At 33.3% G+C, this 26,934-nt stretch carries 29 protein-coding genes and 1 pseudogene; 6 read left to right on the forward strand and 24 right to left on the reverse strand.

All coding sequences use genetic code 11. From position 1 onward, the window contains the following. Positions 1-228 precede the first annotated feature (228 nt). From AB1K81_RS03520 to AB1K81_RS03570, 11 genes and pseudogenes are all read right to left on the reverse strand, one after another. Positions 229-1,488 carry a Ger(x)C family spore germination protein gene (locus AB1K81_RS03520; protein ID WP_412975267.1) on the reverse strand — a complete coding sequence of 420 codons (1,260 nt, stop codon included), beginning with the start codon at positions 1,486-1,488 and terminating at the stop codon, positions 229-231. After that, positions 1,463-2,571, reverse strand: a pseudogene (locus tag AB1K81_RS03525) (GerAB/ArcD/ProY family transporter). Before AB1K81_RS03525 ends, AB1K81_RS03520 begins: the two are co-directional and overlap by 26 nt. 11 nt (positions 2,572-2,582) lie before the next feature. Continuing rightward, entirely contained in the window at positions 2,583-4,100 is a 1,518-nt protein-coding gene (locus AB1K81_RS03530; RefSeq protein WP_412975268.1) for a spore germination protein, read from the reverse strand. A gap of 97 nt (positions 4,101-4,197) precedes the next feature. Further along, positions 4,198-5,055 (reverse strand): DUF421 domain-containing protein, encoded by an 858-nt coding sequence (locus AB1K81_RS03535; RefSeq protein ID WP_412975269.1) that lies wholly within the window; start codon positions 5,053-5,055, stop codon positions 4,198-4,200. A gap of 14 nt (positions 5,056-5,069) precedes the next feature. Next, on the reverse strand, positions 5,070-5,273 hold the full coding sequence (locus tag AB1K81_RS03540; RefSeq protein ID WP_412975270.1) for a DUF1657 domain-containing protein: 204 nt from the start codon (positions 5,271-5,273) through the stop codon (positions 5,070-5,072). Positions 5,274-5,295: 22 nt separating this feature from the next. Next, on the reverse strand, positions 5,296-5,646 hold the full coding sequence (spoVAE, locus tag AB1K81_RS03545; protein WP_412975271.1) for a stage V sporulation protein AE: 351 nt from the start codon (positions 5,644-5,646) through the stop codon (positions 5,296-5,298). Then, a complete protein-coding gene (gene spoVAD / locus AB1K81_RS03550; protein WP_412975272.1) occupies positions 5,643-6,659 on the reverse strand; it encodes a stage V sporulation protein AD in 1,017 nt (338 codons plus the stop codon). The genes spoVAE and spoVAD overlap by 4 nt, the downstream gene beginning before the upstream one ends. A gap of 1 nt (position 6,660) precedes the next feature. Next, positions 6,661-7,140 carry a stage V sporulation protein AC gene (gene spoVAC / locus AB1K81_RS03555; protein ID WP_412975273.1) on the reverse strand — a complete coding sequence of 160 codons (480 nt, stop codon included), beginning with the start codon at positions 7,138-7,140 and terminating at the stop codon, positions 6,661-6,663. 36 nt (positions 7,141-7,176) lie between these two features. Continuing rightward, a complete protein-coding gene (locus AB1K81_RS03560) occupies positions 7,177-7,644 on the reverse strand; it encodes a hypothetical protein (protein WP_412975274.1) in 468 nt (155 codons plus the stop codon). A gap of 53 nt (positions 7,645-7,697) precedes the next feature. Next, on the reverse strand, positions 7,698-7,904 hold the full coding sequence (locus tag AB1K81_RS03565; RefSeq protein ID WP_412975275.1) for a DUF1657 domain-containing protein: 207 nt from the start codon (positions 7,902-7,904) through the stop codon (positions 7,698-7,700). A 151-nt stretch (positions 7,905-8,055) separates the two neighbouring features. Continuing rightward, positions 8,056-8,775, reverse strand: coding sequence for a hypothetical protein (locus AB1K81_RS03570; RefSeq protein WP_412975276.1), 720 nt, complete (start codon positions 8,773-8,775; stop codon positions 8,056-8,058). Positions 8,776-8,947: 172 nt separating this feature from the next. On the opposite strand from AB1K81_RS03570, the gene AB1K81_RS03575 reads away from it, so the two are divergent. Then, positions 8,948-9,358, forward strand: coding sequence for a YwpF family protein (locus AB1K81_RS03575; RefSeq protein WP_412975277.1), 411 nt, complete (start codon positions 8,948-8,950; stop codon positions 9,356-9,358). Positions 9,359-9,390: 32 nt separating this feature from the next. On the opposite strand, the gene AB1K81_RS03580 is transcribed toward AB1K81_RS03575, so the two are convergent. From AB1K81_RS03580 to AB1K81_RS03590, 3 genes are all read right to left on the reverse strand, one after another. Further along, positions 9,391-10,716 (reverse strand): (Fe-S)-binding protein, encoded by a 1,326-nt coding sequence (locus AB1K81_RS03580; RefSeq protein ID WP_412976109.1) that lies wholly within the window; start codon positions 10,714-10,716, stop codon positions 9,391-9,393. Then, entirely contained in the window at positions 10,716-12,128 is a 1,413-nt protein-coding gene (gene glcD / locus AB1K81_RS03585; RefSeq protein ID WP_412975278.1) for a glycolate oxidase subunit GlcD, read from the reverse strand. Before glcD ends, AB1K81_RS03580 begins: the two co-directional genes overlap by 1 nt. A gap of 90 nt (positions 12,129-12,218) precedes the next feature. Further along, positions 12,219-13,325, reverse strand: a complete 1,107-nt coding sequence (locus tag AB1K81_RS03590) for a CdaR family transcriptional regulator (protein WP_412975279.1) — start codon at positions 13,323-13,325, stop codon at positions 12,219-12,221. Between the two features lie 194 nt (positions 13,326-13,519). Here AB1K81_RS03590 and AB1K81_RS03595 point away from each other — a divergent pair, with 194 nt between their 5' ends. Further along, positions 13,520-14,884 (forward strand): TrkH family potassium uptake protein, encoded by a 1,365-nt coding sequence (locus AB1K81_RS03595; RefSeq protein ID WP_412975280.1) that lies wholly within the window; start codon positions 13,520-13,522, stop codon positions 14,882-14,884. A 27-nt stretch (positions 14,885-14,911) separates the two neighbouring features. Continuing rightward, complete coding sequence (locus tag AB1K81_RS03600; protein WP_412975281.1) at positions 14,912-16,858, forward strand: EAL domain-containing protein; 1,947 nt, start codon at positions 14,912-14,914, stop codon at positions 16,856-16,858. Between the two features lie 56 nt (positions 16,859-16,914). Here AB1K81_RS03600 and AB1K81_RS03605 read toward each other — a convergent pair whose 3' ends face one another. The 3 genes from AB1K81_RS03605 to lepB form a co-directional block, all read right to left on the reverse strand. After that, positions 16,915-18,057: a S1C family serine protease gene (locus AB1K81_RS03605; protein ID WP_412975282.1), complete on the reverse strand. Its 1,143-nt coding sequence runs from the start codon at positions 18,055-18,057 to the stop codon at positions 16,915-16,917. A 21-nt stretch (positions 18,058-18,078) separates the two neighbouring features. Beyond that, a complete protein-coding gene (locus AB1K81_RS03610; RefSeq protein WP_412975283.1) occupies positions 18,079-19,239 on the reverse strand; it encodes a zinc ribbon domain-containing protein in 1,161 nt (386 codons plus the stop codon). A gap of 319 nt (positions 19,240-19,558) precedes the next feature. Beyond that, the gene (gene lepB, locus AB1K81_RS03615) at positions 19,559-20,083 is read right to left on the reverse strand and encodes a signal peptidase I (RefSeq protein ID WP_412975284.1); all 525 of its coding nucleotides are present in this window, start codon (positions 20,081-20,083) and stop codon (positions 19,559-19,561) included. A gap of 187 nt (positions 20,084-20,270) precedes the next feature. On the opposite strand from lepB, the gene AB1K81_RS03620 reads away from it, so the two are divergent. Beyond that, positions 20,271-20,459 (forward strand): Spo0E family sporulation regulatory protein-aspartic acid phosphatase, encoded by a 189-nt coding sequence (locus tag AB1K81_RS03620; RefSeq protein WP_412975285.1) that lies wholly within the window; start codon positions 20,271-20,273, stop codon positions 20,457-20,459. 53 nt (positions 20,460-20,512) lie between these two features. Here AB1K81_RS03620 and AB1K81_RS03625 read toward each other — a convergent pair whose 3' ends face one another. Next, a complete protein-coding gene (locus tag AB1K81_RS03625) occupies positions 20,513-21,676 on the reverse strand; it encodes an aminotransferase A (protein WP_412975286.1) in 1,164 nt (387 codons plus the stop codon). Positions 21,677-21,813: 137 nt separating this feature from the next. On the opposite strand from AB1K81_RS03625, the gene AB1K81_RS03630 reads away from it, so the two are divergent. Continuing rightward, on the forward strand, positions 21,814-22,194 hold the full coding sequence (locus AB1K81_RS03630; RefSeq protein ID WP_412975287.1) for a hypothetical protein: 381 nt from the start codon (positions 21,814-21,816) through the stop codon (positions 22,192-22,194). Positions 22,195-22,210: 16 nt separating this feature from the next. Here the strand turns inward: AB1K81_RS03630 and AB1K81_RS03635 are convergent, their stop codons facing one another. The 4 genes from AB1K81_RS03635 to AB1K81_RS03650 form a co-directional block, all read right to left on the reverse strand. Next, positions 22,211-22,678, reverse strand: coding sequence for a YkyB family protein (locus tag AB1K81_RS03635; protein WP_412975288.1), 468 nt, complete (start codon positions 22,676-22,678; stop codon positions 22,211-22,213). A 102-nt stretch (positions 22,679-22,780) separates the two neighbouring features. Beyond that, entirely contained in the window at positions 22,781-23,368 is a 588-nt protein-coding gene (locus AB1K81_RS03640) for an SCO family protein (protein ID WP_412975289.1), read from the reverse strand. A 114-nt stretch (positions 23,369-23,482) separates the two neighbouring features. Then, positions 23,483-23,707 (reverse strand): hypothetical protein, encoded by a 225-nt coding sequence (locus AB1K81_RS03645; RefSeq protein WP_412975290.1) that lies wholly within the window; start codon positions 23,705-23,707, stop codon positions 23,483-23,485. A 65-nt stretch (positions 23,708-23,772) separates the two neighbouring features. After that, complete coding sequence (locus AB1K81_RS03650) at positions 23,773-24,624, reverse strand: metallophosphoesterase (protein ID WP_412975291.1); 852 nt, start codon at positions 24,622-24,624, stop codon at positions 23,773-23,775. A gap of 150 nt (positions 24,625-24,774) precedes the next feature. On the opposite strand from AB1K81_RS03650, the gene fadH reads away from it, so the two are divergent. Further along, positions 24,775-25,542, forward strand: coding sequence for a 2,4-dienoyl-CoA reductase (gene fadH, locus AB1K81_RS03655; protein WP_412975292.1), 768 nt, complete (start codon positions 24,775-24,777; stop codon positions 25,540-25,542). Between the two features lie 117 nt (positions 25,543-25,659). Here fadH and AB1K81_RS03660 read toward each other — a convergent pair whose 3' ends face one another. Then, on the reverse strand, positions 25,660-26,574 hold the full coding sequence (locus AB1K81_RS03660) for a cation diffusion facilitator family transporter (RefSeq protein ID WP_412975293.1): 915 nt from the start codon (positions 26,572-26,574) through the stop codon (positions 25,660-25,662). After that, entirely contained in the window at positions 26,574-26,885 is a 312-nt protein-coding gene (locus tag AB1K81_RS03665) for an ArsR/SmtB family transcription factor (protein ID WP_412975294.1), read from the reverse strand. The genes AB1K81_RS03660 and AB1K81_RS03665 overlap by 1 nt, the downstream gene beginning before the upstream one ends. Between the last annotated feature and the right edge of the window lie 49 nt (positions 26,886-26,934).

The raw sequence follows: 26,934 nt of genomic DNA on the forward strand, positions 1-26,934 counted from the left end.
CAAAAATAAGTACGTATATATACAAGAACTTTATAATTTTTCTAATCTTGAAATTCTTTTTCCCAACTAAGATTTATCTTAGTACAGTAAAAAAAGGTGCTATTACTATTCCTATTGCTAGAATACACACGGCTATAGAACCAATTTTGCTTTTACCTTTCCAAAGTGTTATAGAAAACCCCATTGTATAGAAAAACATAATTATCATAACTACCCATGTCATCAATATCAATCTTTTACCTCCTCTAGCCTAGGCAAGTCACTCTGTCTCCCGAATTTGCCAAGTCTAGCTTGTACAGCTACATCAACTTTGATTTCTGGGTACCTTTTCATCCAATCAAAGTTTTCCCAGGCAGAAATTGTACTAAATTGTTTTCTCGCTGATAACGACCAACCAAAAGGATTTGCCATATACTCTTCTTGTGTCTTTTTAATAAAGTCTTCCAATTTCTTATCCATGTATTCCTTTAATGTTTCTTTTAATTTATCTCTTTTATCAAGATTCCTTGTATAATCTGTCATACTGTGATTTGACACAACTTCAAATAATAGCGGAACTGTCACTTTTATACTTGGTGTATTACTTTTTAAGTCCATTTTTAGCTTTAATGGCCCATCAGCCTCAATACGACTAACTATCCGATAATTTTCATCAAATGGATCTTCAAACGTTGCTAGGAAATAGCCTGATTTTAAAGTAGGATTCAGCAAATAGGCCATCCTTGTTTCCTCAATTGTTAGTGTATCGATCATTTTACCTTCTTTAAAAACCGCGGATCCTACAAACTGTGTATTGTTTGTCTCACCTTTGAAATGGAATTGTCCTGATGTAATGTTATCTGGATCTTCTTTAGATTGTCTGTCATTTTCTTTTTCGGTCGTAGCATATTTCGATAAAAATAGATCAGCATCAGCCTCTGTTATTCGAAAGAAAGTATTTAGTTCTGAAGGGGGGCTAGAACCGATTTCATCTCCAGTGTCCAGTATTTTTTCGAAATATTCATGTGGTCTTGTTTCAAGTAAAGGTGTATTATTTTGTAAGAATGTGGAAGTATTTTCTTTTGTTGTAATTAACGTAACATCTCTCCTAATTTCCATAGACTTCGTTGCGTCATATATCCACCTAATAAACTGATCATCTCTTGCAAATTCTTCTGATACCAATATCATACGGAGGAGATCATACGTAATTTGCTTCGCTATTACAGTATTTGCCAAACTTCTAGAAGAAATGAAGTCGGCTGCATCAAAAGTGATAATCTCCCTAGCAGGTTCACCGGAATTACTGGATTCTGCTGCAGAACCAGCTTCAGGATTAGAAATCAAATAAGTGATGCTAACCAAATTGTCATTGTCTTCCGCTTTATCTATTCCAATTGCTATGACATAAGCAAGTTCTTCCACTTCTTTCTGATCCCAGCATCCTGCTAGGATAAGAAGAGTAAAGAATAAAAATAATAACTTATCCCATTTTTTTCTTCTTTTCACGTTTAAACTCTCCTTTAAGTAGAGCGACGAACCATAATAAGCAAGGGAATATGAAAATAATTACCGATGACATAATTAAGAATGGGTCACTAATGTAAAATATAGTGAGGTTTGGGCTTTCTGGAATTAATCCGATGAATACAACTAAGGTAGCAATAGACGGAATGACGTATTCAAAATGCTTTATTCGAAATACTTTCCCAAATAAAAGTGCTGTAATATATAAGTAAATACTAAATCGTACAAATGAAGCAATTAACCAAAATGGTAGAAAAAATGTTTCCATATTTGTAATAAAGCCAACCGAAATAGTCCTGATTAATTCATGGTATGGATAATTCAATTGCATAGCATTTCTATAATCAAATAATAATATGTAGCAAACCATGGACAAGGCTATATTTAAGGTTACCAATATAAGCCCAATCCATGTCCCTTTTTTAAAGACTTTCTCATTTTTGATATTTGGATACAAAAAAATAAATATAGAAAATCAGCATAAATTGATAGTCTGAGCGAACTTTCCTTCATAATCTCCCATGGACCAGGACCTAATAATGGAAATAGAAAAGAGGAATTTCCTTTACCGATTGACAAAAATAGGGCGAAAATTAACGAAACCTGTAAATAGGGAAGTACGGTCCATGCTACCGAACCAATCTGCTCAAAGCCTCTTTTTGCCCCGTATGCACAAACAACCATTAATATGCCATATATTATGATAGTTGGTGTTTTGATAAAGTACATCGTTCCAATTATATCGGTATAGATAGTAGAATCAATCACTAAGGCAATAAATATCATGATCCATAAGACAAACATAATAATTGAAGAAAGGAATTTTCCAAGTATATTTTCAGTCACTTCGAAGAGACTTTGATTTTGGTAATTGGTAACAACCTTCGTCAACAATAAAATTGGAATCGCAATTATTAGACCATTAATTAGCGGAGTCATCCAGCCAGTATTATCCGTATGTTCAAATAAAATCGCAGGAGTATCATCTGTCAATTTCGTTGCTATCATAAGTAAGATAATTGCAATATATTCTTTTATTCCAATTAATTGTTTAGATTGTTCCATAGTAACCCCGCTTACTTCTTTTTGATATCTTTTGGCTTGACGTAGCCAGGTCGATAGGTTTCCCTCTGTAGTACCTTTCGGAAGATTTTATCATTTGATGATGTATAATGTGGAGTTAATGGTGACAGATAAGGGACCCCAAAGGATTTGATGGAAACCATATAAAATAATGCCATAGTAAACAAGGCTGTTAATCCGTACAAGCCCATGAAACTAGATGCAAAAATAAGTGAAATTCTTGCAATTCGTATGGTGAAATTCATGCTAAGATCACCAATGGCAAAGGAGCTCAGTCCACTTAAAGCTACAATAATGATTACGATAGGGCTAACAATATTCGCTTGAACAGCAGCCTGCCCTAATATGAGTGCACCAACTATACCAATTGTTGGCCCAATAGGACTAGGTACCCGTAAACCTGCTTCTCTAATGAGTTCAAAAGCAGTTTCCATTAGAATTACTTCTATTGCAGCAGGAAAGGGGACTTTTTCTCTTGTTGCAGCAATCGCTAATAATAAATCAGGAGGTACCATTTCAGAGTGAAATGTTACGACTCCGACATAAAGCGAAGAGGTAAATAACGTAATAAACAATGCAAGAATACGCAACAGTCTTGTGAAATTTCCGTATGGAAATCGTAAATAATGGTCTTCTGAAGAGTGATAAAATGACCAGAATGTTGCAGGTAAAACTAAAGAGTCAGGGGAATTATCCATTAATAATACGATATATCCATCCTCTAAAAACGAAGTAGCACGATCAGGTCTTTCTGTATACAAAATGGTAGGGAAGATGGAATATTTCCGTTCCTCAATCTGTTGTTCTAATAAACTAAGGTTTTGAATGGAATCAACATCTAAGGCATTTACCCGGTCTTTAACGTTTTGTAATAACTTTTCATTTGCTAAGTCTTTTATATATAGAATATAAAGGTCGTTATTAGAGCGTTTAGAGATTATTAGTGATTCGACAACTAAATTTGAACTTTTAATTTTTTTTCGAATTAGGGATATGTTAGTAGAAGCCTTTTCCGTAAATGCTTCGTTTGGGCCTTTTACAACTTTTTCATTTTCTGTTCTCTCTATAGATCTACCTTCAAACTTTGCTACATCGAGTAAGTATGCTATGCTCTCTCCTTCAATAAAAAGAGCAGCATATCCATTGTTTACCTTTAATACAATGTCATTAATGTTATTGTTTTCTTGAATAGACTGGATGGTAACAATTTCATTGATTCCTTTGGTAGGGTCATTGTTTTGGAGCAATGGCGTGATAATATAGTCGTCAATTACTCTTGTATTAGTTATGGTATTAATAAATAATATAGTTGCTTTTTTATCTGTTCCTGAAATAAGAAGGTCTCTCAGAATAACATCTTGATTATCTGGATAAGAATAGACCTTTTTAAAAGCATCAACTGTAATAGTTAAATTTGGGTTTATCTCTGTTATCTTATACACGCTTTCCTCATTCTTTGTTGAAACACTTTCTTCCTTTTTGTATGACCTTCTAATAAATCTCTTTACCATAAAAAGTATCACCAACTATTGTTTTGTCTTACGATTTCCAAGAATAGGTTAAATTATGTAACATATCCCAAAAATTAAACCCTATATGGAGTAGGGTTTATCGTAAAAATGGTTCAATATTTTGAATAGCTTTTTGTAATTTTTCACTATTTTGTTGATACATTTGTTTTGTCATTTCATTATTGGTCGAAAGGGCAAATAGTTCTAAGTCTGCTTGACATTTTTTCATACTTGCAAGTAGAAGTGGTTTTTGCGTTGGGGTCGGCACTGCAATTTTATCATCGTATAAGTCTACAGTCAGTTGGCCATCACTATCTACTTGACCTAGAAATACATTTTCGATACTGACATTCATTTTTTCTAGTTCGGCTTCTAACCATGTTGGATTCAATGAAAGGTTAGCTAAAGGTTCAAGAAGTGGTCTTCCGTCCATAATCACGGTTTCAGGTTGTTTATCAGGTGCAAGTTTTAATCCGAGATCCTTTGCTGTTAATGGGCGATTTTCTTTTTTCGGTAGCACACTTAATTTTCCTGTAGGTTCCATCACAGCAAATTCTACATCGGCAACTCGAAATATGTTTTTATCCCGAAGACTTTCTAATAAATCATCAGTTGAATAATGTTCCTTTTTTAAATTATCCTCCATAATTTTTCCGTTCTGGATTAATACAGTACTTCTTCCTTGAGCGAAGTTTCGAAATGCCTTACTTTTTAATGAGAGAAATTCAACTGCATAGGGAATGAGGAACCATATCGACATGGAAATTAATGAATAATATAAAGGACTATCCAAAGTACTTACATGAATGGCTACAATACCCCCTAATACAACTCCAGAAATATATTCGAATATATTTAATTGGGATAACTGTTTTGTTCCTAACCATTTGGTAAAAAGGAACAAAATAACGAGTAGTGTTATCGATCTTAAGGCAATTTGAATCCAATCTGGCATCAGTATTTTCCTTTCTACTTATTGTATTGAGGTTCTTCTCTAGCCAATAATAATACTTGCTTCTCTAAAGCTTCTTTAATTTCACGGATGACTTTTTCTGTTTCCTTATACTTTTTACTTGCTTCTAGTTCATTCGTTTGGCTAGCTAACATTCCCAAAGTTGCTTCAATGTTTTTTATTGTTGCAAAGCAGGTTTTCACTTGTGAAGCTACTGTCATTAAAACATACCGTCCTTTCTCATTACCCTTTAGGTTTGAAAATTAGAGCACCGATAAATCCAAATATAATCGCTGCTGAAATACCAGAGCTTGTAACCTCGAACATTCCTGTAACAACACCGATAATTCCATGCTTTTCTGCTTCTTGCATCGCTCCATGTACTAATGAGTTACCGAAACTTGTAATCGGTACAGTAGCACCCGCTCCTGCAAAATCAATTAATGGCTCATATAAGCCTAGCCCATCTAAAATAGCCCCCGCTACTACAAGTATGCTTAACGTATGTCCAGGTGAAAGTTTGAAGACATCAAACATAATTTGTCCAATTACACAAATGATTCCACCGATAACAAATGCCCAGAAAAAAATCATATAATATCACTCCCTATCTCAATAGATACGGCATGGGCGATACATGGTATAGAATCTTTTTGGTTCACACTAAGAGGGGAATGTAACGAACCGGTTGCAACAACTAATATTTTCTCCAATTCACCCTTTTTCATTAACTCTAGAAAATGCCCATAAGTCACTACAGCAGAACATGCTGGACCACTTCCTCCTGCTAATACTGGTTGATTTTCTCGGTAAACAGTTAGCCCACAGTCAACAAATTTTTCTTCTGGTATTGTAATATCGTTTTTATGGAGAAGGTCTAAAGCAACTTCTCTACCAATATGTGCAAGGTCTCCAGTAATAATGAGATCATAATAAGATGCATCAATATTTCGTTCTCTTAAATGAGTAATTATCGTATCCACTGCAGCAGGAGCCATAGCACCACCCATATTAAAAGGATCTGACATGCCCATATCTACTATTTTCCCAATAGTAGCAGAGGTTATTTGTGGACCATTGCCAGATTTTGCAACTAAGGCACAACCGGCTCCTGTCACAGTCCACTGTGCAGTAGGTGGTTTTTGGCCGCCGTACTCTGTTGGATAACGAAATTGTTTTTCTGCTGCTGCATTATGACTAGAAGTTCCGCTTAGAATGTACTCTGCCCCATTTCCATTAATGATAAAAGCTGCAAGAGCTAGGCTTTCCATTGATGTTGCACAAGCACTGAATAATCCGAAATATGGTGAGCCTAATGTCTTTGCAGCAAAGCTTGATGGTGTTATTTGATTAATTAAGTCACCGCTAATAAAAAAAGATACTTGCTCTTTGTCAATCGGACTATTTTTTATCGCATATTGACATGCCTCTTCCATCATCATTTGTTGAGCTTTTTCAAAGGAAGCTTGTTCTAACCACATGTCATCATGCAATATGTGAAAAGCATGTGGAATTTTACCATTTGCTTCAAATGGACCACCTACTGTTCCAGTAGATATAATTACTGGTTTGTTTTCAAATATCCACGTACTGTGTCCTGTAAGCATTTTAAAATCCACCCCAGGTCATAATAATTGTTTTTATTAATGCCACGACAAAAGCAGAAAATACACCAAATAAAATAACGGACCCCGCTAACTTAAACATATTACCGCCTACACCAAGGACAAAACCTTCTGTCCGATGTTCAATAGCTGCGGAAATAACAGCATTTCCAAACCCAGTAACTGGAACGGCAGAACCAGCACCTGCAAATTGACCGATTCGATCATATACCCCAAAACCAGTTAGTAGCATCGTAAGAAAGATTAAAGTTGCAACGGTTGGGTTTCCAACTGTTTGTTCTGTAAAGTCAAAGAAATAGATATAAAATGTTGAAATAAGTTGTCCGATAAGACATATAAATCCACCAACTAGAAATGCTTTTATACAATTTTTTACAATAGGTCGTTTTACTTCTCGTTTTTCTTGAAATGCCTGATAATTTTGTGCTTGAGGTGGTAGGTTTTTCTTCTTTTTATCTGCCATTCGTATCCCTCTTTCATGCAAACTAATTAGTTAGTATTATGTCTGTTCCTTTAAAAGCTTACTTATGTGTTTTAGTTTTTTTTCTAATTCTTTTTTTGTCATATCGTTAGTACGTAGTTTGTTTTCTATTTTTTCTAATTCAATTATTATTTTTTTATCTGTAACTAATTCAACTCGAATATCCGTATCCTTAAATTTATCATCCATTTCTTTTGATAGCTTCTTATTCATTTTTTGTAATCCAAATCTTTCGTGGTGAGGAATTTCAATTCCGATAATGAGTATCTTATCCGTATTTGCAGCAACCACTTTTGTAATGTTTTCTTTTTTGGATAGAGTTTGTTTCGCTTCGTTAGAAATGGTTTGGTCATACGTATTTTTTGCTGAAATTTGAGTAATATTATTGTGATTATTAGAAAAATCTCGTGAAGTGTCTTCATTCGCACAGCCTTGTATGAAAAATACAATGACCCCAAATAATACCAGAAACAGCCTTTTACTCATTCTTTTCACCTATTTCTTTTATTGATAGAAGAGGGGAGTGTGTCTCCCCCTAATTAAAAACCTTTATATTGTGGTTCTTCTTGTTCAATCTGTTGTACGCGTGGCTCCACAGTGTTTAAAATACTTTTCGCTTGTTGTGCAGCTTGCTCATATAATTGTTTTGCCTGTTTGTTTTCAGTTTGTAATGCAAACTGCTCGAAGCTAGCTTGGACACTTTTTAATCCTGCCACTGCTTGTTTAATTTGACTCCCTACAGTCATATATAGTCCTCCTCAGATTGAAAGTTTAAGGTGGTTGGAACAGCGCTTTAAAAAACTTTTGGTGTATCCATATTAAAAAAGGTGCTCCTAATGGAACACCTTTAGTAATTTACAAATAAGTGGGAAATAACCAAGTAAAAAACTGGCAATATTAATTTCCTTTTATATGGAATAAGACTTCATTCAATTCTTCATTTCCGTCTTCCACTTGTTCACTATTAATTGGGATGGAATCTGGTACTGATATAGCAATTGTTTCATCATCAACCCAACTAGCATTAAGTATGGGCCAATTATAGTCAAATAAATTATTGATTATTTCTTCATTCTCTAAAGTTAAGACAGACCAATCGACTAGGTCTATTACCACTATATTCGAAAGGGGATATTCTTGATTGGACGGTCTATTAAATTTTAATAACATTTTGCTTTCCTCAGGAGATATAATAAAATCCTCAAAAGAAGCTAAATCTGCTACTAAGTGTCCAGTATTATCACTACTTTGATCAAGTAACAAATAAGAACATTGGTCTTGTTGGCAAGAAAATTGCAGTAAGTATATTTCATTGTTATCTTTATTAAACAGTTTCTCGATTTTCATTTTTTCAATTACTGTTTTGGGTTCTTCTACTCCTTGTAAATATGCTTTTAATATTGGAATTTGTTTTAAATTTACACGAATGACTTCATCATCAACTGTAAACTCAATAAATTCGTCAACGATTTCATCTTCTATAATTTCCTCAATAAGCTCTGGCTCTTCATTTGCTTCATCCGGATTAATATCGACCTTGACAATTGCTGGTTCATTGTTGCTACAACCAACACCCATAACTAGGAAAAATAGTAAAATGCCAAGCAATTTTTTCATATCATTTAACACTCCTATAAAGTGTATAATTTTTAATATTATTATACAGTAATCCTGTAATTAAGAATATAAATAATCTTTTTAGTGTGCCTTTTCTTAATCTAATCGTTATCTTTTATAAAAAAGATTTGGTAAACTAAACTAAATGAAGAAGGAAGAGAGGGGGATAAAGATGAAAACGTTTCTTTTAAAACAGTTACAAATTGTTGAGAGTCAACATGAGGAGCTAGTAAAGACAGATATTGAATTAATTGACGGTCTTATAATCAACAGAGAAGATGATAAAAACACATGGCTTATAGAAGCATTTATGGATAGAAAGTACTTAGAATGGTTTGAAGATTTAAGTACAAGGCGTGACCAAGTCATGGTCGAAGTAAAGATATCTAAAGTAACCAATGCACCTGCAACCTTTATTACCTCTATTGACAGTATTAATAAGATTGGCAAACAGATTAATGTGATTTTTATGGGAACGATAGTAGATAAAAGAAAAAGTAAAATTGAAGAAATGCTTGGAGAGTTAATTAATCAAGGTTATCAAGGGGAAGAATTATTAGAGAAATTTAAGCAGCTACTATAAAATGGGCTAGACCAAACCTCTGCCTAGCCTATTTAATGAGTAGTTTCAAATGCCTCTAATAAGAAGTCCACTATATGTACGGCACGTACTGAATCAGACAATCCTTCACGCTCAATACCCAACTTCATTTGTAGAAGACAACCCGGATTTGCAGTTACAATTGTTTTGGCATTTGTCTTTTTTGTTTGTTCCATTTTGTAATCTAATATTTGCATCGACATCTTCGACTCAACAATATTATAAATACCTGCAGAACCGCAACATCTACTTGCATCATGCATTTCTACATAGGATACGCCATGAATCGATTGCAATAATTTACGTGGTTCCATGAATGTTTTTTGCCCATTTTTTAGATGACATGAGTCTTGGTAGGTAACGATTTGATTTGGCAATTTTAACCGTTCTTTATCAAAGTCTAACTCAACAAGAATGCTGGTAATATCTTTTATTTTATTTGAAAAACGTTCTGCTCTTTTCTTCCACACTAAATCATCTTTTAATAAATATCCATAATCGACTAAAAATGCTCCACAACCACCTGCATTTGTAATAATATAGTCAACATCTGCTTTTTCAAATGCTTCGATATTTTTCTTTGCCATTTCTTGTGCCTTGTTCCGTTCACCACTATGACCATGAAGAGCCCCGCAGCAATTTTGTGATTCTGGTATAACAATTTCGCAACCAGCATATTGTAGAAGTTTCATTGTCGCATCATTGGTTGTCATAAACAGAGTATCCATTAAACATCCCGAGAAGAAAGCAACTTTTTTCTTCTGTTCTTGTAAAGGAAGGAGATGTTTTGGTCGGTTTTTCAATTCTTTTTTCTTCGGTACGCTAGGGAGTACTTTCTCCATTGTTTTTAATGATTCAGGGAAAAAGCTCATAATACCACTTTTTCTTGCTACCTTTTGTAATCCAGACCGTTGATAAAATCCTAGTAAACTAGTAGCAGAAATCATTCTGTTTTGATTAGGAAAAATGTTGTTAAATACTAGTCCTCGGACCGCTTTGACAGGTAAAGTCTGTTTCTTATTTTGATATATGATATCTCGTGCCTGTTCTAAAAGATGACCGTATTTAACTCCTGAAGGACATACTGGTTCACAAGCTCTACATCCTAAACATAAATCCAATGATCTTTTAACATCTTCATCTGGCTCTATATCCCCATCTACAACTGCTTTCATCATCGCAATTCTACCACGAGGGGAATGAGCTTCATCCATCCCAGATTCAATATAAGTCGGGCAGCTTGGTAGACAAAAGCCACAGCGCATACAATTTAATAATTCATCATAATCCATTTTTTCTTTAAATTCGTTAGAAATTCTTGTCTTTTCTATTGTATTCATCATTTTTTAACCACCACCCGATTTTTATCAGGTAATAAAAACATTTTCCCTGGGTTCATAATATTATTAGGATCTAGTGCCTTTTTTATATTTTGCAGAACTTCTATACCGGCTTCTCCAACTTTTAAATGAAGGTAAGGTAACTTCATAGCTCCAACACCATGCTCTCCTGTGATAGTTCCGCCTAATTCAATCGCTTTAATGAAAATCTCTTCAAAAGCTTTTTCAACACGGGTCATTTCTTCCTTATTACGAATGTCCGTTAGGCAGGTAGGATGAAGATTTCCGTCCCCGGCGTGACCAAATGTACATATGGTTACATTGTAACGTTCTGCAATTTCTTGTATAAAACTTACCATTTTAGCTATTTCAGAACGTGGTACTGTAGCGTCTTCTAAAATAGTAGTTGGTCTTAAACGAGCAAGAGCAGATAAAGCAGATCTTCTAGCTGTTGTTAATGCTTCAGCTTCTTCAATAGACTTTGCTAGGGTTACTTCTACTGCTTCATTATCACGACATATGCTTGCTATTTTCTCCATATCATCATCAACAACTGATTTTGAACCATCTTGTTCTATTAACAAAACAGCTTTAACATTAGTTGGTAAACCTATCTGAGCAAAATCTTCTACAGCTTTTAGGGTAGGTTGATCTAAAAATTCTAAAGTTGCAGGGATAATTCGATTTGCTATAATACGAGAAACTGTCCGAGCAGCAGCGTCTAAACTTTGATAGAGAGCTAGCATTGTTTTTTTAGTTTCTGGTTTGGGAATGAGCTTTAACGTTGCTTCTGTAACAATTCCTAAAGTTCCTTCAGAACCAACAAATAATCGTGTTAAATCATAGCCAGCAACATCTTTTGCAAGCTTTCCACCAGTATGAATAATTTCCCCGTTAGGTAATACCACTTCAAGTCCCAGAACATAGTCCCTTGTTACACCATATTTAAGTCCGCGAAGTCCGCCAGAGTTTTCGTTAATATTTCCACCTATTTGGGAAATTTTCATGGAACTAGGGTCTGGTGGATAAAATAATCCTTTCTCATCAATTGCTTCCATAAGCGTTTGTGTAATTACCCCGGGCTGGGTGCGAACAGTTAAATTTTCTTCATCGATTTCTATTATTTTGTTGAAATGTTTCATTAAGAGAACAATTCCTCCGTATAATGGAGTGGTTCCCGCACTTAAATTGGTACCGGATCCTCGTGGTACAATTGGAATTTTATGTTCGTTACAGAGCTTTACGATTTGTGAAACTTCTTCAGTGTTTTTCGGTGATACTACAGCATCTGGTAAGGATTGAAAGCCAGGTGTAGCATCATAAGAATACATTAATAAACTAGTTTTAGAATCTTGAACGTTTTCCTTTCCAACAATTGCTATTAGCTGTTCCTTCAATTGTTTTGCTATCATAGACATTCTCCTAAATGTTTTTACTTTTATTTTAGAATAATATCTATTGTATGGATATAGATATTTATACGAAAATGGTTAAGAATTTGACTAGATTTTTAGGTTTTCCTCCAAGAAATAAAAAGCCATATAGAAAACAGCAATACTATAGGATTCTTTAGGATTAAGACCGGTTAGCTGTTCAATACGATTAATACGATAATGTAGTGTATTAATATGAATATGAAGTTCAGTTGCAGTTAATTTCATATTCAAATTATTTCTTAAGTAGATTTTCAAAGTATGTAATAATGATTCTTCCTTATATAGATTTGAAAGTACATTTGTTGTGAATTCTTTTCTTACTAAACTTCCTACTTCATCTAAACAAGATTCTAATAATAAATCATCATATGCTGTAATAGCAGAAGGAGGTGAAAGTTTTAATGCTTTCGTTGCCTTTTGATAGGAATCTTTTATGAGTAAGGAATCCGATTTTGTTCCGATACCTATTGTTATACTGATTCCTAACTTCGAACTAATGTAGCTCTGGAATGAGGTAAGTAGTTCCTTATATGATTTTAATCCATTCATTTTGTCTTCTTCATTAAGAAGAACTATTCGGTTATGGCCCCAACGAATTCCGATACATTCAAATTTTAATAATAAAAGCTTAAGTATTTCATTTAATCTATCTGAGTTGTTGGAAGTGTTTAATTGTATAACAGTGCATCTTAATGGAGGGGAAATATTTATATTCAGAAGACTACCTCGATTTAAAAATTGATCCGTTAATTCACGTAACTGTACCCATTCAAAGAAATATGCTTCCATTGCCCGAGCATGCCACTCGGTTTCTTGTATAAATAGGCTTTCACGTATTAGTAGTTCGGTCATCTTTTTCATGAGTGAAGCAAATGGAATTATTTCTTCAGGATTACCAGTTATGCCTATTACACCAATCACTTTATTATCAATAGATATTGGTAAGTTTACACCCGGTCTTATGCCTTTCATAGTTCTAACATGTTCAGCGGTTAAAATGGTGGTGGAATTGTTCTTTATTGTTAATCGCGCTCCTTCATGAAAATCACCAATTCTTGATATATCGGTACTAGCTATAATAATTGCTTCATCGCTAACTATAATAATATTCTCATTGATTAATTTCTTTGTTTCATTTATAATTTTTTGTCCGAGAGATGCGGTTAGTTTCATATGATAACCTCCAGTTTATTTGTTTCTTTGTCAAAATCGATTCTTTTCGTTATAATTTTTGAATGTTGTATGGTTTATTGTATAAGGATTTAGAGAAATTGTCGAAAATAGAGGACAATTTTTTGAATCGTGCTATAATTAAAATGAAAGTACTTCTCTAATCAATTAGGGTAGTTCAAGGAGTCTGTAAATACATGTTTTTACCAAAATCGTTTGCTAGGTGGATTAATACGTTATCACCAGTACGAATCATTTTATTTTTTTACTTAATAGCAGCTATATTTTCTACTGCCCTGATGAGTTTACCTATTGTTTACCAAGATGGGGTAGACGTAGAATTTATTGATGTCGTATTTACTGCGGTTAGTGCGCTAAGTGTAACTGGATTAAGTACGATTACAATTGCCGATACGTTAAGTACAGTTGGTATTTTTATACTTGCATTTATCCTCCAGCTTGGTGCTGTTGGTGTCATGGCTATTGGAACTTTTATATGGTTATTGTTAGGAAAAAAAATAGGTCTAAAGGAACGCCAATTAATTATGACGGATCAAAACCAAACGAATTTTGAGGGAATGGTTCGATTAATTAAACAAATTATCCTAGTATTAATTACTGTTGAATTTATTGCCTTTCTAATATTAGGTACATACTTTTTAAAATATTACTCTTCACCAGCTGAAGCATACTTACATGGTTTTTTTGGAACAATTAGTGCTGTTACCAATGGTGGGTTTGATATAACAGGTGAGTCTTTAGTTCCGTTCAAATATGATTACTTTGTACAGTTTATAAATATTTTACTTATCATATTTGGAGCAATAGGTTTTCCTGTTTTAATCGAAGTGAAAAACTTTTTATTTTCTCGTAATCAAAATCAGAAGGTAGTTCATTTTAGTCTGTTTACTAAATTAACAACGTTGACTTTTGCAATTTTAATATTGGTTGGTACACTTGGTATTTATTTATTAGATATAACCCAGTTTTTTGTAGGAAAAACTTGGCATGAGTCATTGTTTTATTCGTTATTCCAGTCGGTTACAACAAGAAGTGGCGGGCTTTCAACTATGGACGTAAGTGAATTATCGGAGTCTAATCACTTATGGATGTCATTCTTAATGTTTATTGGAGCTTCCCCTAGTAGTGCAGGAGGCGGAATAAGAACAACTACATTTGCTTTAGCAGTCATTTTCATTATTACATATGCACGTGGTGGCAGTGGGATCCGAATTTTTAGAAGAGAAGTACATGAAGAAGATCTTATGAAGGCTGTTACGGTTACATTAATGGCAATACTAATGGTGTTTATGTCTATATTAATTATTTCTACTTATGAACCTTTTACCATAACCCAAATTATGTTTGAAGTTACATCTGCGTTCGGAACGGTAGGTCTATCCTTAGGTATCACTTCAGAGTTATCAACCATGACTAAGATATTATTAATGATTCTAATGTTTATAGGAAGAGTAGGGATTATAACTTTCCTATTCATGTTTAAGAAAACAAGAAAATCAGGTGATTATCATTATCCAAAAGAGCGTATTAGCATAGGTTAAATTCAGGTACAAGTGAGGAGAAATCAAATGAATGAAAATCTTACCTTGCCATTAAATACTCAATTTTTATCCTTTTTAACGGATGCAATTGTAATCGTACGTGAGGATGGAATGATTATAGATTGTAACGAAAAGGCTTGTTCTTTATTAAATGTAGAACAAGTTACTGGTCAATCAATTGATAAGTTTTTAGATTTTCATTTATTGTTAGATGCTAGTCAAACTCACTTGTTAATGGAATTGAAAATAGAAAACAAAAAATTATTAGAAGTCAAGTCACGTCAGATAAAAGAGGGCGTGTATTGCTTAATTTTAGATGAATTATCGATTCGTAATCGAGCAGATGAGATTAAACGGTACATTAACCAAATATCAAATAGTTCTGTTGAAGGTATAGTGCTATATAATAAGTCGGAAATTATTGATTGTGATGAAACATTGGCTTCAATGTTCGGGTATACTTTGGAAGATTTAAAAGTTCAAACGATGGAACAATTAATCGAACCCAAAAGTTATAAAAAATTAATGGATAATGATTCGGTTGCAATTAATGGTATATTGGAATTAAAAGGTGTCCGAAAAGATGGTACATTGTTTTATATTGAAATAGTAGAATATCCTTATTATAAAAATGGAAAGATTGTTCGTGCTGCTAGTGTAAAGGATATAACTGAACGCATTGAAAACGAACACAAAATAGAATATATGGCGTATTATGATGAGTTAACAGATTTACCAAACCGGAATTTTTTTAATAAAGTGTTAAAAGAAGCTATCGTTCAAGCAAATGAACATAAGGAACAGATTGCAGTATTCTTTTTAGATATAGACTATTTTAAAGAAATAAATGACACATTAGGATATGCATTTGGAGATAAACTGTTGCAAGCTTGTGCAGGACGTTTAAAGCTGTTTCAACAAGTGGATACATTTATAGCTAGAATGAGTGGAGACGAATTTTTAATACTAGGACGTAATACTACAAAAGATGAAGCAATTCAATTAGCTGAAAAGTTGATTGAGGAATTTGAAAAGCCTATAACTATTGATAGTTATGAAGTTTATACAACAGTTAGTATTGGGATTAGTATCTTTCCAGAAAATGGTTTAACTGCTTCAGATTTAATTAAACATGCTGATTCTGCAATGTATGTAATAAAAGAAAAACATCGGAATTATTACAATATCTTTGAATCATCAATTTCTGAGAACTTTAAATCTATGTTAACGATGGAAGTGGAAATGAGAAGAGCAATGAAGGAAGGGCAGTTTGAACTTTATTATCAACCTCAAAAAGATTTAGTAAAAAATGAGGTTGTAGGATTAGAGGCACTAATACGCTGGAATCACCCTGAAAGAGGGTTCATAAGTCCTTTAGAGTTTATTCCGTTAGCCGAAAAAACAGGATTAATTATTGAAATTGGTGATTGGGTAATTTCTGAAGCTTGCCGTCAAAATAAAGAGTGGCAGGATAAAGGTTTTAGACCAATAACAGTTAGCGTTAATTTATCAGCGAAACAATTTTATCACCGGAACTTAGTTGATAAGATAAAAGACATTCTAGACGAAACTGGTTTAGCTCCTCATTATTTAGAACTTGAGATTACCGAAAGAATGGCAATGTCAAATGAGGAGGAAATAATAGAAACATTACATTCACTTCGAGAGTTAGGTGTTTTAGTGTCAATCGATGATTTTGGAACAGGATATTCATCATTTAAGTATTTAAGTGTTTTTCCTATTACAAAATTGAAGATTGATAAAATGTTTTTAAATGAGCAAAAAAAAGAAAATCGAGCTATAGTAAAATCAATTATCCATATGTCCCATTCATTAAATATGAAGGTAATTGCAGAAGGTGTTGAAACGGTGGAACAATTGAAATTTCTTACAAATGAACGATGTGATGAAATGCAAGGTTACTTGTTTAGTAGACCATTACCACCTAAGCAATTAACAGACTTTTTATCTTAAAAAATAGAAGCCCCTTGAACGATATAAGTACTACATCATTCAGGAGGCTTTTGTATTTATTGCTTTTTATCATTAATACTAATAATTTTTAATTGATCATTTTCATAGCCAACGGTAAACTCGTATTGAATATTTTCTTCAATTTGTTCTTCCTCATTTGGCTTTTTTTTCGTTAATGTAACATCCACCAAAACAGAAGCGTAGTTACTGTCGATAATAGTAGTTGATTCATGCTTATATTTTATATCTACCACTTGGATATAATCTTCACGAAAACTTGAATAAGAGTTTTCAGATTGAAGGGAATCTCCTAATAGAGAATAGGCTGCAACATAATCTCGAATAATAATACTATCTAAAAAATATTCCATTACATATTCTGCATCTTGAGTCATTTGATCTGGATCAATAGTACTTAATAAATCTTCCGTGCTAGTAAATGTCAGCTGACTATTTTGCGCTTCTTTAGACCAAATTTCTATTTCTTGAATAACATCTATTATCGGAATACTAAATCCTATTGTGCCATCCTGCGTACCAACAGAGTTTATGCCGATTACATTACCTGTATTACGGTTAATTAATGGACCACCACTATTACCGTGTGTAATAGGTGCTGAAATTTGATAAGCGTTTTTATAATCATAACCATCTACATTGAAATTACGTTCGGTACCAGAGATAATGCCTAATGTAACAGTGTTTTGAAACCCATGGGGGCTTCCTAATGCAATCACTTCATCGCCGATTTCGGATAAATTACCTCTTTCAATGGACAAGCCACTTTGTCCAGCAAGCTGTGGTACCCGAATAACAGCTACATCTGTTTCCTCACCAATACCAATTACTGCAGCAGGGTAGACACGGGCATTGGCGGTACGAACATAGATCGTTTCTGCTTCTTTAATCACATGCGCATTAGTTATAATATCGCCTTTCTCATTAAATAAAAATCCTGAGCCAGTTAATGTTTCATAATCATTATTAGCCTCGATTTGTACAACATTTTTTTCTGCTTCGTGAACAATCGTTTTTAAGTCAACTGAATTATTATCTGACTGTACCTGATTTATCATCGGATTACTTACTGTTAAATTGTCTGATTTCCAAGTGATATAAAGGTAGATAGAACTTGCTATTCCAATTAGAACGATGGCAATCGAAAGAATAATCGGAAGCTTAAGTTTATTATGTGACATGTTTTCACTCCAATAGATTGCTTAATAATTTGTATACCAAGTAACCTTATTTACATTGACATCGATTTTCTTCACATTTTGATTTATATCATAATGCGTAAATTCGAACTTTCCATTTTCATTAGGATACAAAGTATCTGGGTATACATAAACACTATTTGTAAGAAATTCGTTTTCATTTGTAAGTAAGGAATATTCTACTTGAATAGAACTAACGGGAATCGTTGCAACACTTTTTACTTCACCTTTTACTACTATATTACCTTGATTATCATTTTCTAATTTAACTGAAATAAGTTCGATAGCGTCGTTTTCATTCATTTCCCGTTCTTCTTCAGCTGTATCAATAGCCTGTTGTATACGTTGTTGTTGTGTAATCTCAAAAGATACTTTTTCCTTTTCTATTGTTGTTTTAAGACTTAGAAGTTTTTCTGAATTTGGTGCATACTTTAGCCCATCTTCTACTATTAATAAGGCATCACTAAACTGATTTTCAGATAATTGTTCACTTGCTTTCGTAAAAACGAAGTCTACTATTTGATTACGTATATTTTCCATAATTTGTGTTGCCTCATTATTGTTTATAGCATCAGCTTCCCAAAGCAAAACCTTTAACTCATCAATTGATGGATTTTGTTCAAGTAAACTTTTTAATTGTTTGGTTTTAACAGTATTTCGATATAAAACAATTTCATCTACTAAATGAGTGATTGCTTCACCATTAAAATTAGTCAAGAGAGACTCTGCATTATTTAATTTAGTTAGTGCAGATTGAAATTCCTGATTTTCCAGATTTTGATTTGCTTCTTCTAAAAGGGCTTTGACAGATGCTGTCTTTTGAATAAAGTCTTGAGCAATTTTGCCTTGTATGAAATTAGGCTTTGCTTTTAATGCTAGGGTGAAATATTCATTTGCAGACTTATAATCTCCTACTTCAAGACTTTTCTCACCTAATTCATAACGTTTTAATGCTTGATCAGATTGATTTTGTAAAAAATTATAAAAGAGATTAATAGCAAATAATACTATTACGAAGGTAATAATTGGTATAAACCATAATCTATTAAATTTTCTTTTATTATTGGAACGTAAGTGAATATCTTTTGGCAGCTCTACACCACAGCTTACACAATATAATTCTTCTTCTTTAACATAGGAGCCGCATTTTGGACAATGTAACAAAGTATTCACCTGCTTTCTTTATTCATTCGTTAATTTTCGTCATTATTTTTACTTCTATCTTAACACATTTCTCTTTATTTGAGGATGACTTGTGGTATGATATATAGGGTTAGTAGTATTTTAAAAATAGTGAAATAATACATATAATATTGCTAGGAGGTGCCGCATCATGTTTGAAACAGCATTTGCTATTCTTTGCTTTGTAATTCTTTTGTTCTTTATCGGTAGTTGTGTTTTTGATAATGAAAAATAAAATCAAAAAGGTTGTCTTTTTATGATGGAATCTAAAAAGACAACCTATATTAGTACAAATTGAGATTTATCGTGTTTTTGCCATTTCACTAAATGGATAAAAGACAAACTCTGATTTCCCGATTATTTCATCCTCCATGATAAAACCTAAACCATTCCTAGAATCTTTACTAATGGACCGGTTATCCCCCATTACAAAATATCTTCCTTTAGGTACCGTAATCGGCCCATAGTTACCGGTATGATTTTTAGCATCTTCTGTTAAAAATGTTTGTTTGTAAAGTTCATTATTGATATATAACTTATGGTTTCTTATCTCAATTGTTTCACCAGGTAGACCAATAATTCGCTTAACGTAATTTTTCTCTGGTCGATGAATAATTACAATGTCTCCTCTATTAGGTTCATCAATAATATAAACGATTTTATTAAATATAACCCGCTCTCCATCTTGAAGAGTAGGGTCCATACTATCACCCTCAACTATTGATGTTGCAAAAATAAACGTGCGTAGTATAAAAGCAAGAATGATGGCGATGATGATTGCTTTACCCCATTCAACCCATTCATTTTTTTGTTTTACTTCGGCCAAAGAAGACATTCCTTTCAGTGTTAAAAAGTTCTATTAAAAATTATTATATTATTATTATAACAATAATAAATGCTATTAAGGTAAAATTTTATTCACATTTAGAAAAAAGTATAAAAAATAATTTGTGAAAAAATCATTATCTATGCTAAATTAATATAAATAGTAAAGGAGGTATTGTAATCTATTTATGTGCGATACGGGCAAGCTCCTCAAAGATATAGAAAATTTAAGGAATGAAATGAGTAATGTTGCATTAACTAAAGGTATAGCAAGTTTAGAATCTATAACACTAAGTCAAGAATTAGATCGATTGTTAAATATCTATGAAAAACTGAAATCAGAAGAATTTAAAACTAGGAAAAAGAGAAATACTTAACTATCATATGGCTAATAGGAGGGATATCCTACTTGATGAATATCCCATCTAAACTAGCCTAAATAATATTTAGTATAATACTCCTCAATGCGATCAAGTCCTTTTTCTAAAGTATCATGACTGTACGCATAAGATAATCTCATATACTCCTCGCCGATTTGAGTAAAGCTTCCCCCAGGAACTAAAGCAACTTTCCCTTTTTTTACTAAATCAATACCAAATTCTAAAGAAGACATTCCTGGTTTAGAAAATTTAGGGAATAGGTAAAACGCACCGTTCGGCTTATTAACGGAAAGCCCCATTCTAATTAAACGATCATATACAAAATCTCTTCTTCTAATATAAGTATCCCGCATTTTTTTTGAATCATCTAATCCATTGGTTAAAGCTTCTAAAGCAGCATATTGACTAATCGAAGTGGCACAGGATACATTATACTGATGCACTTTTAACATATGGGTTGAAATCCATTCAGGGGCTAGTACATAGCCAATTCTAAAACCGGTCATAGAATGAGACTTTGATAAGCCATTAATCACAATCGTACGGTTATTAACTTCTGGAAAGCTAGAAATAGAAGTGTGTTGAAAGTCATAAATTAATTCACTATAGATTTCATCTGCTAGTATGAAAATATTTTTATCTTTTAATACGTGTACTAGTTCTTTTAACTCCGATTTAGTGAAAGAAGCCCCGGTCGGATTAGAAGGATAGGGAAGCACGACACACTTTGTTTTGTCTGTAATAGCTGATGCTAACAAATCACCAGTTAATTTAAAGTGATGGTTAGTTGTATCAACATGGATTGGTTTAGCACCTGCTAATGTAATCAATGGTTCATAACCAGGATAAATCGGAGCAGGTAGAATGACCTCATCTCCATCGTTTAATATTGTACGAAAAACAATATCAATCCCTTGGGATGCACCAGTTGTAACAATAATCTCTTTTTCCGGATGGAAACTAACATTATACTTCGTTTCATATAGTTTGGCTATAGCCTTCCTTAGTTCGATAATACCCGCATTATTCGTATATGTTGTTTTGTTTTCATAAAGAGCTCTTGTAGTAGCATCTTTAATATGTTCGGGGGTGTGGAAATCTGGTTGCCCGATAGTAAGGGAAACAATATCTTTTTCATCAGCAACCAAATTAAAAAACTTTCTTATCCCTGATATTTCAATCGTCTTAACTCGGTGATTTAATAAATGATCCACGGTTTTTCCTCCAAGTTTTTTTAGGTATATATAAATTATAGCAAATTTATAGAAATATTAGTTATATGACCAGATGTTAGTATAGTTTTAATAAAGTTCGTTCACAATGGATGTTAAGAAAGAATGAGGTGATGAAAATGATAATAGAATACATTGGGATAGTGAACTGGATTAAACTTTCACAATTACAATCTTTAGGAATGCCTCAGGAATTATTTTTTGTCTTCGTAATATTTCTTGGGATAGTTGGATGTTATTTCATAATCCGACCAATTACGTTGATATTATTATCGTTAAAATCAGAAAGACTTGTAAGCTACTTACTCAGTGCTTTAATATTTATTGTCATCTTTTTTTCGGTAGTTTTATTAGTTGGAAAAATAGATGTGATGACATATCAATTATTAAAATTATCATTACAGGCGTTAGCAATTTTTGGTTTTGGTTTATGTATTACGCATTTATTTAAACAATGGAGTAGAAGGAGGAAGAATATAAAAAAGTCTCACCAATACTAGTTGATGAGACTACTTTTTAACGATAAGTTTTACGTGGTGGCCAGTCCATTTTTCCAAGAGATGATGGTGTAAAATAAGAAGATGTAGTTTTCCTTATTGTTTTCTTATTTACAGGTTTATAGTCTATATACTGATAGATTAATTTCTTCGCTTGTGATAATGACATTTTTGTTTGGGGATTTCGATAATTTTGATCGAGTGATCCTAAATGTTTAAGTTCTTGGAAGTCTTCCTTCGTTGGAGGGATGTGAAAGTAATAGTCATCCACCTTAACTAAGAGGGTTGAATGTTGGTTACTAAGCTTCGGATGCTCGGAGAAATGTAAACCAATCTTCTTAGCGCGTTTTTCCTTTAGTAATCGTTTAATTGTTTCCTTTTTAATAAAATATAAATGTTGTGGTTCTGGAGCAGTTTTGGCGTGACGGTTCACAGTATAGATCGCTCTAGCTAAATCACTTAAGGAAACTGTTTCACTACTTGGCATTAATAAACCTCCTTATTCTTAAGTATATGTATTAATAGTATCTCAAAGCTTGTCCACTTTCAAATAATAATTAAAAAAATAAGAAGCCGTAAAATAGACTTCTTATAGTAACCCATCAATAAATTCTACAATTTCTGTTATTTGCTCTTCCGTTAAATATAGTCCATTATATCTTTTTATAGCATTACCTTCTTGGTTCACTATTGTTAAAGATACTCCATGGGCTAATGAGTCATCCTGCATTTGTTCAACGGGAGTTTTAAAAGATGTAACGGCAAATTCTTTGATGGTGTCAAAATCGTAACCAGTCAAAAATGTCCAATTGTCCTTATCAAATTCAATTCCTCGAACTTCTCCATATTCTTTTAAAACTTCTGGTGTATCATTTTCTGGATCAATACTAAACGATACAAATTCCACATCGTCAATTCCTTCATCCTGTAAAGCTCTTTCAATTTTTTGCTTATTGTATGTCATTTGCGGGCACTCTGTTTCACAAGTAGTATAGATGAAATCCGCAATCCAAACTTTCCCTTCCAGATCACTCTTACTAACTAGGTCACCGTTTTGGTTAGTATAGTTGAAATCTTCAACTTTATAAGAGAAGTCACCTTCACTTTTCGTACTGCTACATGCAGCTAGTATTAGTATTAGCCCAAATACTAGTAAGAATAGTAATTTTTTATACATTTATATTGCCTCCACATTATGTAAGTAGATTCCTTGTATATTTTAACATGTAAGTTAGATTAAAACTATGAATAAAATTTTACAAATAGAAAGAGAAGCCTAAGTGGACTTCTCCTAATTCCTTGTATAATCAGACCCATAACTGTAGTTGTAATAGTATGGTATAGGTACTGGGTAGGGAAGGGGGTAAGGATACCCATAGTATGGATTGAAAGCTTGATATAATAATGGCCCAACTACGAGTCCGGTTAGGAATGGTACAATTGGAAACACTCGTTCATCATATTGGTTATTTATGCTGATTGGATTGTAATCGGTATATGGTGAATTAGTACTCAAGTCAAACTCTCCTTTACAAAACGACTTATAACAATGTATGCGTAAGCCCGTTTATGAGAGCATGATTATTGAGATTTTAACGTAAAAAGAGTAATTTCAGGCTTACAAAGAAAGCGGTATGGAAGTCTTGTCGTACCAATTCCTTTACTTACATATAAGTCGAGCTTGTTAGAGTCAAATGTGTATTTTCCATCTACATATTTTTCCGCGAATGGAGGAGTATATAGGTGGCCTACAAAAGGAAATCTAACTTGTCCGCCATGGCTATGACCGGATAATTGTATATCGATTGGGAACTCTTGTGAAATGTCGGCAAAGTCTGGCTCATGTGCCATAAGTATCGTAAATAGGTCAGGATTTGTATTTTTTAACGCCTTTTCAATGTTGGGGCGTCCTAGCATCACATCATCTATACCTGCTAAAATGAGGCGATCTACATTTTCCTCTATAACATGATGGCTGTTTTTTAACAGTTTAAAATTAGCTTGTCTCATAACCTCATAAACAATTTCAGTCCCATATCCACCATGATCATGATTGCCATATACCCAAAATTTCCCTCTTGGTGCGTGTAATTTAGCCAGTAGGTTAGTAAGATTTGGATTCCAGCTATACTGATTAGGCTTATCTACTAAGTCACCAGTAAACACAATTAACTCAGGCTCTAGCGAATTTATTGTCGTTACAAGCGATTGAAATTGTTCCAACGTATAGTGGAAACCTATATGTGTATCAGAAAATTGAACTATCTTAAAATTATTAAATGAAGCTGGTATTTTAGGAGATTGAATTATTTCCTTATTAATCGTAAGCATATTAGGTTCAATATTTCTAGCATAATAGTAAGTGCCACCACTAATACCAAATAAAGTGAGGGAGCTACCTAATAGTTTTTTTAAAAAAGATCTTCTATTCATACTTTCACCTTCGTGAACCATAATGTTTTTAAATTATAGCATACATAACCTATTAGTACATTATGAGTTTATGGCTAGTGAAATGATTTTTTGACTTTTTTAATAAATATAAATAGTATGAAGTTAGTAAGAGTTTTAGGAGGAGAAAATATGGATGAAAAAATAGTTATCGTTACAGGAAGTTCAAGTGGAATGGGAAAGTACATGGCGAAAAAGTTTGCTGACGAAGGATGGAATGTTGTTCTAACTGGTAGAAAAAAAGATAAACTAGAAGAAGTTCGTAAAGAATTATTAGAGACAGCAACTGGGGAATTTCTTATCGTACCAATGGATGTCCGAAAGCCTGAAGATGTAGAGAGAATGGTAAATGATACAATAAATCATTTTGGTAGAATAGATTATTTAGTAAATAATGCTGCAGGTAATTTTATTGTTCCAGCTGAAGAGCTATCTGTGAATGGGTGGAATTCCGTAATTGATATAGTGTTAAATGGAACGTTTTATTGTAGCAGAGAGGTAGGAAAGTACTGGATTGAGGAAAAAATTAAAGGATCTATTATCAATATCGTAGCAACTTATGCATGGAATGCTGGTGCAGGAGTTATACATTCTTCAGCTGCAAAAGCTGGAGTTCTCAATATGACTAGAACATTAGCAGTAGAATGGGGGACAAAATACGGTATTCGTGTTAATGCGATAGCACCAGGGCCAATCGAAAGGACCGGAGGAGCTGAAAAGCTATTCTTATCTGAAGAGGCTGCGAAACGTACTCTGGAATCAGTTCCATTAAAACGATTAGGACAGCCTGAAGAAATAGCAGAACTTGCCTACTTTTTATTGTCAGATAAGGCATCTTATATAAATGGTGAAGTCGTTACGATGGATGGTGGCCAATGGCTTAATAAGTTCCCATTCTAAAAAAGAAGAAGTAGGCAAGTGTTTTTTATTATCATTTTGCCCCAGAAATATAGTTGGAAAATATATCTCCGGGGCTATATATGCATTTAATAAAATTACTTATATGCTACTTATAAATTAGTTACAATGATTACACGTGTGTGTGGATATGTTTTTTCCTTCGATTTGTAGGGTACAATGGCTAATGTGAAATGTGTTTATAAGTACGTCATTTCCTATTTGTATCAGTTTGTCACGGTCAATATCTTCCTCAACTACAATATGACAGCTTAGCATTGGTAACTCAGTTGTTATTGACCAGATATGCAAGTCATGAACATTGATTACTCCCTCAATCTTTAATAACTCCTCCATAATTTCACCTGGTTGAAGATGATTGGGTTTTCCTTCCATTAGCACATGTAAAGAATCCTTTGTTATTCGATATCCAGAAATGATGATAAGTACTGCAACAATGATACTAGCGATTGGGTCTGCTAAGTACCAATTAAATCCTAGAATTAACAATCCAGCTATAATTGCACCTAAAGATCCCAATACATCTCCAACTACATGTAATAAGGCACTTTTAATATTTAAATTTTCTTTTGAACCACCTTTTATCAGTAAAATAGCTACACCGACATTGACAAGTAGTCCTAATACTGCGATAAAAATCATTCTAGAATCTACTTGCTCTGGTTCAACAAAACGAGTTATTGCTTCATAGAATATATAGATGGAAATAAAAATTAACGTAACACCATTTATAAATGCCGCGATAATTTCAAAACGCTTATAACCAAAGGTCTTCTCTTTAGTGGCTTGGCGTTCGCCGATTTTAAATGCAAGTAAACTTAATCCTAATGCTGCCGCATCACTTAACATATGGCCAGCATCGGAAAGTAAAGCCAAACTATTAGTAAGGAATCCACCGATTGCCTCCACTATCATAAAAGTGAATATGGCAATAAAACTTATTAATAATACTCGTTTATTCGATGTATGGTGATGATGACCATGTTGATGACTATGATCGTGGTGGTGTCCCATTATACTCCTCCATTCGTATGTTTCGCATGATTTATAGTCTGTTCTAATAAATTCATGACATGGTAATCGTCAATCGTATAATAATACTTGTTCTTTTCTCTACGACTTTTTACTAATCGTAGTTGTTTTAGATATGCTAGCTGATGTGAAATAGTGGATTGTTGCATGTCTAATGTTTCCGCAATCTCTGTCACGGAACACTCACGGTTAAAAAGCAAGTGTAAAATCCTTATTCGAGTTGGATCGGAAAGTGCTTTAAACGTTAGAGACACTTGTTCTATGACTGCTTGATTAATTGATGTATATTCCATTAAAATGCACCTCATTTCAGAATATGAGCATATGTTCATATTATAAATT

The sequence above is a fragment of the Ornithinibacillus jepli genome (genome assembly GCF_047228935.1).
Taxonomy (GTDB): domain Bacteria; phylum Bacillota; class Bacilli; order Bacillales; family Amphibacillaceae; genus Ornithinibacillus.